At 39.6% G+C, this 13,653-nt stretch carries 11 protein-coding genes; 5 read left to right on the forward strand and 6 right to left on the reverse strand.

All coding sequences use genetic code 11. The features are described from left to right. Positions 1-28: 28 nt before the first annotated feature. Positions 29-1,078 (reverse strand): 2,3-butanediol dehydrogenase, encoded by a 1,050-nt coding sequence (locus BN985_RS07070; RefSeq protein ID WP_042222104.1) that lies wholly within the window; start codon positions 1,076-1,078, stop codon positions 29-31. Positions 1,079-1,263: 185 nt separating this feature from the next. Here BN985_RS07070 and BN985_RS07075 point away from each other — a divergent pair, with 185 nt between their 5' ends. Further along, entirely contained in the window at positions 1,264-1,914 is a 651-nt protein-coding gene (locus BN985_RS07075; RefSeq protein ID WP_042222106.1) for a hypothetical protein, read from the forward strand. A 436-nt stretch (positions 1,915-2,350) separates the two neighbouring features. Here the strand turns inward: BN985_RS07075 and BN985_RS07080 are convergent, their stop codons facing one another. From BN985_RS07080 to BN985_RS07090, 3 genes are all read right to left on the reverse strand, one after another. Next, positions 2,351-3,121, reverse strand: a complete 771-nt coding sequence (locus BN985_RS07080) for an SDR family NAD(P)-dependent oxidoreductase (RefSeq protein ID WP_042222107.1) — start codon at positions 3,119-3,121, stop codon at positions 2,351-2,353. A gap of 19 nt (positions 3,122-3,140) precedes the next feature. Continuing rightward, positions 3,141-3,896, reverse strand: a complete 756-nt coding sequence (locus BN985_RS07085) for an SDR family NAD(P)-dependent oxidoreductase (protein ID WP_042222109.1) — start codon at positions 3,894-3,896, stop codon at positions 3,141-3,143. A gap of 103 nt (positions 3,897-3,999) precedes the next feature. Then, on the reverse strand, positions 4,000-4,464 hold the full coding sequence (locus BN985_RS07090) for a hypothetical protein (protein ID WP_232225552.1): 465 nt from the start codon (positions 4,462-4,464) through the stop codon (positions 4,000-4,002). 741 nt (positions 4,465-5,205) lie between these two features. On the opposite strand from BN985_RS07090, the gene BN985_RS07095 reads away from it, so the two are divergent. The 4 genes from BN985_RS07095 (at position 5,206) to BN985_RS19650 (ending at position 11,835) form a co-directional block, all read left to right on the forward strand. Continuing rightward, on the forward strand, positions 5,206-6,246 hold the full coding sequence (locus BN985_RS07095) for a lactonase family protein (RefSeq protein ID WP_042222113.1): 1,041 nt from the start codon (positions 5,206-5,208) through the stop codon (positions 6,244-6,246). Between the two features lie 654 nt (positions 6,247-6,900). Continuing rightward, a complete protein-coding gene (locus BN985_RS07100) occupies positions 6,901-7,380 on the forward strand; it encodes a hypothetical protein (RefSeq protein ID WP_052360634.1) in 480 nt (159 codons plus the stop codon). Between the two features lie 134 nt (positions 7,381-7,514). Continuing rightward, the gene (locus tag BN985_RS07105; protein WP_042222114.1) at positions 7,515-8,708 is read left to right on the forward strand and encodes an exonuclease SbcCD subunit D; all 1,194 of its coding nucleotides are present in this window, start codon (positions 7,515-7,517) and stop codon (positions 8,706-8,708) included. Between the two features lie 34 nt (positions 8,709-8,742). Next, a complete protein-coding gene (locus BN985_RS19650) occupies positions 8,743-11,835 on the forward strand; it encodes an AAA family ATPase (RefSeq protein ID WP_042222116.1) in 3,093 nt (1,030 codons plus the stop codon). 49 nt (positions 11,836-11,884) lie between these two features. Here BN985_RS19650 and BN985_RS07115 read toward each other — a convergent pair whose 3' ends face one another. Together BN985_RS07115 and BN985_RS07120 are read right to left on the reverse strand one after the other, a co-directional pair. Further along, positions 11,885-13,069: an MFS transporter gene (locus BN985_RS07115; protein WP_042222117.1), complete on the reverse strand. Its 1,185-nt coding sequence runs from the start codon at positions 13,067-13,069 to the stop codon at positions 11,885-11,887. Further along, complete coding sequence (locus BN985_RS07120) at positions 13,066-13,497, reverse strand: MarR family winged helix-turn-helix transcriptional regulator (protein WP_232225553.1); 432 nt, start codon at positions 13,495-13,497, stop codon at positions 13,066-13,068. Before BN985_RS07120 ends, BN985_RS07115 begins: the two co-directional genes overlap by 4 nt. Positions 13,498-13,653 lie beyond the last annotated feature (156 nt).

The raw sequence follows: 13,653 nt of genomic DNA on the forward strand, positions 1-13,653 counted from the left end.
TAAATTTACTTTAAATAAGATTCTCTACTTATTTCTCTCCACTTAACTCCACAAGAATTTTCGCTTGGGATTTATCATTGGATAAAGCCTCAAAACCTTTTTCCACAATATCATCAAGCTTAATATTATCTGTAATCACACCTTGTGGCTTGAGCTGTCCTGCTGCCATCAAGTCAATGGTTTTCTGGAAAGTAGATGGCGCATATGCTGCAGATGATGTGATGCGCACGCCTTTTCCAGTTAGTTGGAATGGGTTCCATGTGATTGGTTTAGAGAAAATAGATACGATTACCATCATCCCACGTGGCTTTGTTGCATTAATAGATTGTTGGAAAGTAGCTTCTACGCCAGCCACTTCAAAGGATACATCGACGCCTTCTGGTTCAATTTCGAAAATGCCTTTGACTGGATCTGTTTCACCCGAATTAATACAGTGGGTTGCTCCGAGTTCTTTTGCTTTTTGTAAGCGGGTTTCAGATAAATCAAGTGCAATAATGTTGGTAGCACCTGCTGCTCTGGCTGCAATGATAGTGAGTAATCCGATCGGACCAGCACCAAATACGGCAACTGTATCACCGAAGGACATTTCACTTTCTTTAACCGCCTGTACTGCAACTGCTGTCGGCTCTGTAATCGCACCGTCTTGTAATGTTAATGAATCTGGTAAATGATACACGTTTGTTGCAGGCACGTTGGCGTAGTCTGTAAAACCGCCGTCTGTATGAAGTCCTATAAATGCAAACCCGTCATATATGTCCAAACCTTCTTCTTTATTCCCATAAGTTAAGGTAGGGTTCACCGCGACGCGATCGCCTGCTTTAAATTCTGTGACATCTACGCCAATCTCTTCTACAACACCAGCAAATTCATGCCCGAATGTAAAAGGCGCTTTGTCACCAGTTAGTGGTTCTTTTTCATCTACTGGCACAGTGATTGGTCCGTGCTCATATTCATGCAGGTCACTTCCGCAAATTCCTGCCCAGGCTACTTTTACTTTTACTTCTGTATCTTTTAATGGTCTCAATTCACGATCTTCAATTCGCATATCTTTCTTGTCATACCATACTGCTGCTTTCATTACAACGACCTCCTAGTAAAATAACTTCTAGAATTCAGTACTATTGTACTATACCTGTTTTATAAGTGGATTAAACTGATTGTGAATTAATTCACAAAAATTCCAAAAAAAGTAAATGGTAACGTATACGATTCATAATCCGAATGTTAAAATAAATGAAAAAGGCCGTAGAAGGAGTTGAGTAAATGAATAAAGGAAAGGTTTTATTTTGGATATTTTTCATCACTTTAAGTTTTATCATTACATATAGTACCTTTTCTTTTGTAGATGGATTTTTATCCTGGTATTCATCCTTTTTTACTATTATCTTTTTTGTGCTTTATCTGCTTATCATCATTCCCATTGCTGCATTTATTTCAGAGAAGCTGGTTATTTTGTGTCTTGGGAATGGACTGGAAAAGAGTCGAAATTTCAAGAGATTTATTGTGCTCTTGGCCGTTGTACCCATTAGTCTATATGGTCTTTTTTTAGTGAATGAATATAGAGAAAAGGGATTAGAAGAGGTTATGGGTTCAGATGTTTCGAATTTTGATTACTTGTATTTTTCTAATCATGAGGAGTTTAATTATTGGAAAACGGAGGAAAGAAAAGCAGCTGAAGAATTATTTGCTTTTCTCAGTAACTACGAAGTGAAAAAGATGAAAGATGCCGAGTGGTTTAGTGATGTGTCAGGAGTAGAAGGCTTTGAGGTTACCATTTATAATAACGGGAAACCCCAGATTGCAGGCGTTTATGAGGATCGAATTCATGTTTATAATGGGGGAGATTACTATAAGGTAGTAAATGGTCCAATAGATACTGCTTGGGTAGAGAAATTTCAAAGGCAATATCAATAGAACATTTACATACAGCAGAGTTATTTTTCCAGGAAACAGGTTGATAAGGGCGAAATAAAAAAGCAGTCTAATGGACTGCTTTAGCTATGTCTAAACTTCTATCCTGTTCATCCTGGACGCAATCTGAAAATTATAGATATTTAAAGAAAAAAGACTAAAGGGTTTGCCTCTCAATATAACTTTACATGAATTTTAAAATTCGGATCAGACTAGAAAGGAAGTGAAGGAGGGATAATAGATGGCAAAAGGAAAAACAAAAACAAAGAACAAAAGCAAGGAAGAAATTAATGACATGAAAAACGACAACAAATACAAGCGTAATCGACCACCAGGTAATTAAGAATAAAACGGAAAACGCCATAAAAACATAGTGGAACGAAAAAATTCTTAAAAACCCCCAGCAGCTAAAAACTACTGGGGGTTGAACTTGTTCATATTATACAGATGTAGCACCTTGTGCGCCATCAATTCTGTAATAAGAACCACTAATAAAGGAAGCTTTATCAGATGATAGAAAGACCATTAAGTCTGCAATCTCTTCAGCTGTTGCATACCGGTTCATTGGAACAGATGCTTCAAATTGTTTTCTGGCTTCTTCGGTGTTTTCACCCATTGCGTTTGTTTCAATAGATTTCATCATTGCTGTATCGACACCAGAAGGAGCAACAGCATTAACACGAACACCGTATTCTGCCATTTCTAATGCAGCAGTTTTATTCAAACCGATGACTGCATGTTTAGAAGCAGCATAAGCTCCCATGCCTGGAGCACCAAGTAATCCACCATTTGATGCGGTGTTCACGACAGCACCAGATTTTTGCTCTTTCATTATGTCTAGCACATATTTCAAGCCAAAGAAGGCGCCCATCACATTTACACCAAATACAGCATTAAAGTTATCTGCTGTTTGTTCTGTAAGATTTCCAAACGCTCCATTAATCCCGGCATTATTGATGAACACATCAATTTGGCCAAAATGTTCTTTTGTTTTCTCTACATAATTTTTAACTTCTTCTTCTTTTGTTACATTGGCATCAAGGAGTAGGACATTAGAGTCTTCAAGAGAGCTTGCAGCCTCTTCTAATGCTTCTTTCTTCAAGTCCACAAGGGCAAGTTTTGCTCCTTCTTGTTGAAAAGCTTTTGCTGCTGCGATTCCAATACCGCCGGCAGCGCCTGTAATAAGTACGACTTTATCTTTAAATTGCAAAATTTTCCACTCCTATCAATTATTGTGCTGTTACACCGCCATCGATTGGTACAACCACACCTGTAATGTAAGGTGCTTGTCCTCCAAGCAGGAAGGACACTAGATTTGCAACTTCTTCTGGTTTTCCTAGTCGTCCTGCTGGAATGCTATCAACCGTGGCTTTCATTGTTTCCGGATTTTGTTCCCCAAATTCTTTTACCATTGGTGTTTCGGTTGTTCCTGGTGCAATTGCATTCACTTGAATGTTTTCTTTACCATATTCTATTGCTGCCGTTTTAGTTAGTCCGACAATCCCGTGCTTGGTTGCTGCATATGGGCTAACATTTGAGACACCAACAACACCTGCAGTTGAAGCAGTGTTTACGATCGAACCGCCGCCTGTTTTAAGCATTTCCGGAATAACATACTTCATACCATAAATGGCACCTTTTAAATTAATGTCAATGATTTGGTCGAATTGTTCAATAGTGTGGTCAGCTAATTTTAGACCTGGTCCGGAAATTCCTGCATTATTAAAGAACATATCGATCCGCCCAAACTCTGCCACTGTTTTTTCTACATATGTTTTCACTTCTTCCGCCTTACTAACATCCGCTTTTACAAAAATGGACTCTCCTCCTTTAGCTTTAATTAGTTCAACGGTCTCCTTACCACTTTTCTCAGATACATCAACAATTGTAATGGAAGCCCCATTCTCGGCAAGTTTCAATGCTGTTTCTTTTCCTAGTCCACTTCCGCCACCAGTCACAATGGCTACTTTAGTGTTTGTTTCCATATCTTCTACCTCCGATTTTAGATTAAGGAATACTTCTAATTTACTTTTTACTTAAGCAAATTCAATATACTCTCTTAGGAAAGTGGGTTCAAATTATTTGTTTTTAACTTTTTGTTGGTTCAAACAATTTTGCTAACTGCTGCTTCTTCAACGTATTCTCATCTGCCAACATACGTTGCTTTTTTAACAGATAGTTGTCTTTCTTTAACTGACGGATTTCTTCTTTATAAATTTGAATTATTCTAATCTGTTCCTGATGATGAATTTGTGTTTCTTCTATATCTTGAAGCATCTTTTTATGTGCTGCCACATGCGATATGGTTGTCCCGATATTACGCATAAATGCTGCAATATTAGCAGTATCATAATTAATTTTATGTTCGCATTCTATATAAACTTCGGTTTGTGAATTGTCTACACGCATTGGAAAACTTCTCCCTGCAAGCTGTTTTGTGATTTTTGTGGTTCCCATATTTTGATATTTACACTTTTTAATGAAACGCATCACATCAATTGCTTCAGTGAGAAAGTAGGTTGTATCATCTTGTTGGGTCTTTGGAATGTACATCGAGAACTCCTTTATCCAATGTTTCCCTGTTTGCTGAGGGATTCCAACGATATGACAAAGTCCTTGAAAGCTTAGTAATTCCATCCTTTTCACCATCTTTCGCTGATTTATCTCGGCTAGACTGTCTGTAAGACCTCTAACTTTAAGAGGGTCAACTGCTAGTAAAAGTCCGATTCGTTCAACTAACAATCAGTGGTTTAAAAAACGGTCCCCACTGATTGAAGTTTCACTTTATGCGTGTGGTCTTACTATAGGGAAAAGAGTAGGAACGTGAATGGCACAAATGTGGAAAAAGTATGGGATTATCCCAATACGTTACGAATAGATGTTTAAGCCAAAAGCGATTCATTGAGTATCACAGCACCCAGGTTTGCTAGAGCAGATTCAAAAGCAAACAGTGGAACTTTTGAATGGGTATATCAAAAAGCCTCAAATCACTGAACATATTGAGGATTATATTTCCTTGCCTGGTCTTGGTTCCCAAGCTGGTTTAAAAGGGTCCTTGGCATTAGCGTTGGATTAATTTTTAGAAGAAAAAAGCCATGTAACGTTTAAAGTTCATGGCTTTTTGCTGTGTTTTATAAGAGTTCCTCCTGCATCAATTCCAATGTGATTCAAATTGACCCCCTCCATTTTCTTTCATACTACTATCATAACAAAAAGCGAGCGATATTTTCGTTAGTTAGAGGGTAACATGATACAATTAGTCTATACTCAACAAACTTAGAAAGGAAGATACGTATGACAGCAAAATTTATCGGTTATGCAGGAACATACACACGAAAGACGAGCGAAGGTATCTATCGGTTTGTACTGGATACGGAAAAAGCAACATTGAGCAAAGCAGAGGTTGCCGCTAAGGTAGGTAGTCCTACATATTTAACCATTAGTGAAGATAAAAAGTATCTATATTCTGTTGCTCAGGATGGAGACTTGGGCGGGATTCATGCCTATGAAATTGCGCGGGATTCAGGTGAACTAAAGTCGATCAATGGTCAGCTTGTCGAAGGTGCGCCACCATGTCATGTGGACGAGAAGGACGGAGTAGTCGTAACAGGAAATTATCATAAAGGGGAAATCGGGCTCCACAAGGTTGACAGCAATCATGAACTGGAGCAAGGTAAGTTTTTAAAACATGAAGGAAGTGGCCCACACGATCGCCAGGAGAAACCGCATGTACATTTCACAGGCTATACACCAGATGGAAAATATATAGTAGTGGCTGATCTTGGGACTGATAAGCTTGTCACGTATAAACAGGAAAAGGACGAGCTGGTTCATGTAAACACGTTGACTGTCAAAGAGGGAAGTGGCCCACGTCATATTGCCTTCCATCCAAATGGCAAGACAGCATACTTGCTTACAGAGCTTCGCTCAGAAGTTATTGTTTTGGATTATGATGCAGCAACTGGAAGCTTTACCGAAAAGCAGTATATTAAAGCGATTCCGGAAGATTTCAACGAAACAAATGATGCTAGCGCAATTCACGTTACTTCAGATGGGAAATTCGTTTACACAGGAAATAGAGGACATAACAGTATTGCCGTTTTTGCTGTTAATGAAGAGACAGGTGAACTTTCTCTAGTTGAGCGTACTCCTTCAGGAGGGGACTGGCCACGGGATTTCGTACTAGATCCAACCGAAAAATTCCTGCTTGCCTCCAATCAACATACCGGAAATGTCGTATTGTTTAAACGAGACGAATCAACTGGGAAATTAACGCAGACAGATGAAGTAATAGATGTACCAGAAGTTGTGTGTGTGAAATTTCTCCCGGAGTAACCGTCCGTAAGACTCCCACTTCAAAACATGAAGTGAAACAGTTCGTTTTTAGTGGGAGTAACGGACTAACATGCCCGATTCGTTCAACTAACAATCAGTGGGGGAAGAATGAAAACCCCCACTGATTGAAGTTTCACTTTATTGGGTAATGATAGGAAATAACGTACAAACAGAGAGAGGCTGCCTGTTGCTTTTCTCTGTTTTTTATTTTGAGGAGAAAGGGTTCGCAAAGCTTGGTAATGGTAACTAATAAAATGTGCAGATTGATCTTTTTATTTTAAAGGAATTAGGCACTCTCATTTTGTTGTTTTCCCTAATAGATAATTGTATTTTAAGGATAAAATTGGACGGAGAAATGGCCTTTTATTCATTTTACATTTTTACTAGAATAGCTTAACGTTAGAACTAGAAGTTTTATCTCGTTATAACTGGCAAAAGGTTCGTAGATTGATATGGTGTGTGGATGAAAATTAATTTATCCCGGTGTAAGCGTCCGTAAGTCATCCCTTTAAAACATGAAGTGAAGCCGTAGTTTTGAGTGGCAGTAAACGGATGCTAACACCCTGATTGGTTCAACTAACAATCAGTGGGAGTAGAACAAAAATCCCCCACAGATTGAAGTTTCACTTTATAATAAATATAGGAGGTGATGAGTTGGAGACGAACGAAATATTACAGCAAATTCTTGATAATCAGGTCGAAACAAATAAAAAAATAGAAGTATTAGAAGCCAACATGGAAAAACGTTTTGCAAAGGTGGAAGAACGATTCGGCCAAGTGGACAAGCAATTTGCACGAATGGAAGAACGATTCGGCCAAGTGGACAAGCAATTTGCGCGAATGGAAGAACGATTTGGTCAAGTGGACAAGCAATTTGCACAGGTGGAAAATCGCTTTGTACAAATGGAAGAGCGTTTTGCGCAAGTAGAAAAACGCCTCGACAAGGTAGAAGAAAAGATAGAGCTGCTAACTTCGCAAACTACACAGGCATATCGGGATCTTGTTGAAATCATTACCAATCAAAAGGAAGACATAACACAAAATTTCACGCCTCTTGTAGAGACAGCCTTCTGGGCAGATAAGACGCTTCACCTTGAGAAAGAAATTTACAAATTAAAACAGCAGCATAGCTAATCATTGCACAATGGTTAAATGTGATGCCTTTGTGCAATCATTCTTTTTTAGTACCCTTTTCTTAGACCCCACACTTAATGAGCTCCCCAAACACAATGTAACTAAACAAGATAGATATAAAGGAGGACTACCCGATGAAAATTTTTCATACAGCAGACTGGCACCTTGGGAAACTTGTGCAAGGTGTGTACATGACAGAAGACCAGGAGTACATACTGAAGCAATTTGTTCAGGCAATTGAAGAGGAAAAACCAGATGCCGTTATTATCGCCGGCGATCTTTATGACAGAGCCGTCCCCCCAACCGATGCTGTTCATTTGCTTAATGACACGTTGGATAAAATTGTGCTACAGCTAAAAACACCAGTGTTGGCTATTGCTGGCAACCATGATAGCCCAGGGCGAATAAACTTTGGTAGTAAAATCATGCGCGATAACGGCTGTCATATTACTGGAAATCTACAAAAAGAAATGGAACCTATCATTCTGCATGATGAACATGGTGAAGTACATTTTCATCTCGTTCCATTCTGTGACCCTAGTGTAGTACGAAATATATTTGAAGATGAAGAGATTCGTTCTCACAATGATGCTATGAGAAAAATAACAGAAGAAATAAAAGCTTCCATGGATCCGCAAGCTCGTCACGTGCTTGTTGGACATGCATTTGTCACACCATATGGAGAGGAAGAAGCGAACACAAGTGAATCGGAACGCCCATTGTCCATTGGTGGATCAGAGTATGTCGATGCAGCCCATTTTGAGGGGTTTCATTATACAGCGCTCGGTCATTTACACAAGGCCCACTATGTAACAAATGAAACAATACGCTATGCCGGATCACCGTTAAAGTATTCCGTATCGGAAGAAAATCACAAGAAAGGCTACTTTATTGTAGAAATGGACGGGAAGGGCAATGTCTCTTTGGAGAAAAAAGAACTTCAGCCACGTCGAGATATCCGTACAGTGGAAGCATTACTTGATGAATTGCTAGAGCACCCAATTAACGAAGACTATGTATTTATCAACCTAACTGATGAAACAGCTGTCCTTTCACCGATGGAAAAAGTTCGCTCTGTTTACCCGAATGCCATGCATGTAGAACGAAAAAATTATTTGTTTTCCCCTTACTCTGAAGTCTCTACTGAAAAAATGGAGCGGACAAAAATGAGCGACATTGAATTATTTCACGCTTTTTATAAAGAGGTAAAAGGCACGGAGGCATCAGAAGAAGCAGAACAGCTTTTTAAAGAAGTACTAGATGAATTATTAAAAGAAGAAAATGAAACGACATCTACCCATAAAGCAAGTAATGCAGTAACCAATTAGTTGCCACGGCAGGCGGTAAGGAGCGAGCGGCGATATGAAACCATTAAAGTTAACCTTAACAGCTTTTGGACCATATAAAGAAAAAGAATCGATCAATTTTACAGACTTAAAGGAGAACCGTTTATTTGTCATATCAGGGAACACTGGTGCAGGAAAGACCACCATCTTTGATGGCATCAGCTTTGCTTTGTACGGTTCGGCAAGTGGTCAGGATAGAGAAAATAATACCATGCTACGCAGTGATTTTGCTGATGATGACACCCATACATCAGTGGAACTTGAGTTTGCTTTAAATGAGCGAACGTATCGAGTCCTTCGGCAATTAGGGCATGTTAAACAAGGAAATAAAACAAAGACCGGTGAACGATACGAATTCTTTGAAACGACGAATGGCCACGAAGTACCAGCTGTGGACAGACAAATGGTCTCAGAGATTGATAAGAAGATTGAGCAACTGATTGGATTGACACAAGATCAGTTCAAACAAATTGTTATGTTACCTCAAGGCGAGTTTCGTAAACTATTAACTTCACAAACAGAAAACAAGGAAGAAATTTTACGCAGACTTTTTAAAACAGAACCATATAAGCATATTACGGAAAAGATTAAACAGAAGCGGCTCGTTATGGATGACGCCTATAAGCAAGCTAAACGAGAGCGTGATCAACATATAGGAGCGATTTCACAAACCTTACCGAAGCGAGAAAACGGAACCCTTTTTCCACTTCTGGAGACAGAGTACCAGAATACAAAGCAGGTACTGGATGCGCTTGAAGAAGAGCGACAGTTTTACGAGGCGAAAATCGTGGAAGACAAGGCTGTCTATGAAGATGCATACAAGCGTCATAATGAGAAACAGACTATCTATCACCATTCAAAAGCACAAAATGAACGCTTTGCTGTGTTGGAACAAAAAGAGAATCGCCTCAAGGAATTAGAAAACCAAACAGACCTATTCAAGAAAAAAGAAGTCCAACTTGAACAAGCAGAACGAGCACAAAGCCTAGCACCATATGAAAAGCAGCGGGAAGAATGGCGTCGTGATGAGATTGCAAAACAAGAAGCACGCAAAGAAGCGGAACTAAATCAGAAGCAGATGGATGAAAAAAGAGTGGAAGTCCAAGCGGCCTATGAGAAAGAAGAGAACAAAAAGGCTGAGCGAGAAGCGGTCCGCAAAGAATTGGACAAACTTCATGACTATTTACCAGTAGTGAAGGAAATGGATGAGGCGAAACAACGACTTCAAAGATTGCATCAGCAAGGTAAAGCTACGTATACGGAATGGCAACAGGCGAAAGAAAAGCTTGAAAAGCAGAAAAGTCTGGCTGAGCAAGTAGATAAAAAAATAAAAACACTCGATCAACAGGTGGAAAAGCTGCCAGATAAAGAACGGCAATTAGGGAAAATGCGCGAGCAGATAAAACTCGTCATGGATTATCTTAAATGGAAAGATCATTTAGCTACTATTGAAACAGAAATTAGCCAGCAAAAGAAAGTGGTTGAAGAGAAAAGGAGTATCTCTTTAAAGCTTGAAGAAAACTGGATTAGCAACCAGGCGACACTACTAGCTACACACTTGCATGATGGGGAGGCCTGTCCTGTTTGTGGTAGTCTTGACCACCCGCAAAAAGCGGTAACGAGTGCAAATTCCGTTACCAAGGAACAACTGGATAAAGGAAAACAGGAATTCGACCTTGTCGATAGTAAATATAAAGAAGCAGTGGCAAATTATCAGACTGCATCATCTCAAGTTAAAGAAAAAGCTCAGGAGCTTAATAGCCATTCGATTTCATTGGAAAATGCGGAACAGAGGAAGGATAAACTCACCCAAATGGGAACGGCGCTTAAGCAGGAAATAGCACAGCTTGAAGAAGCACGGAAAGAGCTAGCAAGAGAGAAGAAAAGCTATGAGCAATTAAAAGAAACAACAAAGCAATTAGAAGCGACAGTTCAAGAAAAAGAGAAAGCATACCAAGAAATCAAATCCTCTTACGATACGTCGAAAGCAGTTTACCAGGACAGGGTAAATAACATTCCTGAAGAAGTTCGGGTGTTATCGGAATTGGAACAGAAAATCCAGCAGGCTAAAAAGCAGCAGGAAATGTTGGAAAATGCATGGGAGTCTATCCAGAAGAAGTTTCAACAGGTGAAGGAAATGCAGGCGAAGGCCGGGGAACGGCTTACCCATGTACAAAAACAGTTCCACGAAACAACTGCGAAGCGTGAGGAAGTGGAAAAGCAATTTACAAGTGCTTTAAACGAGTCAGGATTTGCAACGGAAACAGACTATCATGAAGCAACGCTTACTGAAGATGAGCGAACGAAACTTAAGAACAGTATAGAACAATTTAAGCAAACACTTTCGACAGTAAAAGAGCAGGTAACAGAACTGCAAACCGAGTTGAAGGATAAGCAGAAGGTTGACCTGACGACAATTGAAGCAGAACTTGCTGAGCTGAAAGCAGCTTATGAGAACGCACTAAAAACATGGCATGAGTCGAGAAACTATCATCAGGAAACGAAGGATCTACAGCAAAACATTGAAAAGGCAAGTGAAGCATCAGGAGAACTCGAGAGGAAGCTAAGAACGGTTTCAGATTTGTATGATGCCATTCGCGGACAGAATAACCGTAAAGTTTCCTTTGAACGGTACTTGCAGATTGAATACCTGGAGCAAATAATTGATGCGGCCAACCATAGGCTTAAACCATTATCAAACGGGCAATATTTCCTCATGCGTAGTGACCGCCAAGAGTCACATGGCCGACAGAGCGGGCTTGCCCTTGATGTACATGATGCTTACACTGGACAGACTAGGGATGTCAAAACGTTATCTGGCGGTGAGAAATTTAACGCATCATTATGTTTAGCACTAGGTATGTCAGATGTTATTCAAAGCTTCCAAGGAAACATCTCCATCAAGACGATGTTTATTGATGAAGGGTTTGGAACACTAGATGAAGAAGCGTTAAATAAAGCAATCGACACATTGGTGGACCTACAACAATCAGGAAGAATGATTGGCGTTATTTCACATGTTCAAGAACTGAAAGCAATTTTCCCAGCTGTTCTGGAAGTGAAGAAAACGAAGGAAGGCTCGAGCAGGGCGGCATTTTTAATAAAGTAAAAAGAAACACAGTACTAGCCATTTGGCTCTGTACTGTGTTTTTCGTTAGCTAAGCGTTTTGAAGTTTTTGTTGTTTTTTATAATACGTATTAAACATTACCATTACGACAAGGACAACGGCGGCACAAATCAAGTATAGGCTCTGATAGCCAAAACCTGCTACAACCAGTCCCCAAATGAAGGAGCCTAATGCAATACCCGCATCATATAGCATAAAGAAAGTCGCGGTTGCATGGCCGCTTCGTGTTGGCTCAGTTGACTGAATTGCCATCGTTTGGAAGCTTGGCAGCAATGTGCCATAACCAAGTCCAATTAAAGCTGCTGCAATGAAAAGCATCAAGGGAGTAGTTGTAATACTTAATACAACGAGACCTGCCACAAAAAATAGCAGGCATGGAAGGATGACAAAACGTGCTCCCCTGCTGTCAAAGGCTCTCCCTAGAGATGGTCTGGATAGTAGCATTACACCAGCGAAGACGAGGAAGAAAAAGCTTGATGCAGCTGCTAGCCCAATTGACTCTGTATACACCGAAATGAATGAGACGATACTAGCGTACGCAAGAGCAATAAAGCTAGCAATAATTGCAATAGGCAATGCTTTTAATTCTATTAAACTGTGAATAGAAAACTTTTCTTTTTTTATCGTAGTTTTTACATCTTCCGTTTCTTGAACGGTGACAAGCAAGGCGGATAAGATCCCGGCAATCATAAATATACTTAGAATAATAAATAATGTCTGGAAGCTAACAAATTGTAGCAAGGTTAAGCCTATAAATGGTCCCACTACGACTGCAAGATTCATAGCCATTGCAAAATATCCTAGGCCTGCTCCCCGGCGTGAGGCTGGAATGATATCGGCAGCAATAGCTCCTGTAGCCGTGGTTATTACGCCAAAGGAAAGACCATGAATGAAACGCAAAATCATTAAGGGAACAAAGGATTCAATCCCTATATAGAAAAACGTTGTAAGCGTAAAAATGCTAATACTTAATACAAGACCTTTTTTCTTCCCTATTCTATCAAGTAGACCAGCTGATACAGGTCTTACAATAATGGCAGCAATCAGCATCGATGTGACGACTAGACCACCTTGAGCTTCCGTTCCACCCATGTTTTGAATGACATAGAGGGGAAGGGTTGTTAATAATGTATAAAATACAACAAACAATAAAAATTGTGTTATCGAAATGCTAATAAAACTTTTCGTCCATATCTTTTCTAATTGGTTTTTCATTCTGTATTCTCTCCTGCTGATTTCAGTTTTCCTAAAAGCGTAAATAATTGGTTCTTTTCTTGTTGTGATAGAGAAGAAAGCATCTCTTGATCGAAGCTTGCCACGGAGTCCTTCACTTGTGGAATTTTTTCAATTGCTAATGGAGTTAATTCAATAATGCGTTCTCGTTTATCCTTACCTTGCTTCCTACTAATCCACCCGTTTTCTTCAAGGCGAACTAGAGTCCGAGTCACAGTAGGAGCCTCTGTATTTAAATACTTCCAAATCTCAGTCTGCGTCATCGTCCCAAACCTGTCTAGACAGTAGAGAATCGCCCACTGGGAAGCATATAAGTCAAAACCTTTTAATCTCGTGTTTAACTCTTTCACTGTATAACGGAACCCTTGATTTAAGGCGTGCATAATATCCCGGTTTTCTACATCCTTCACTTACAACCACCTCTTTTATATATTTACCTAAGTAAATAAATACCCGAACAATCCTACAGGAAAATTGGCTAGTTGTAAAGGGGATTGGCTTAATATGAGACAAGGAGGTGCTTGATGATAAACCTAGTGAGATCGCAACAGGAACTCCTAAAATAA

Origin of the sequence: Oceanobacillus manasiensis, from assembly GCF_000724085.1 — a bacterium.
GTDB classification, from domain to species: Bacteria; Bacillota; Bacilli; order Bacillales; family Amphibacillaceae; genus Oceanobacillus_B; species Oceanobacillus_B manasiensis.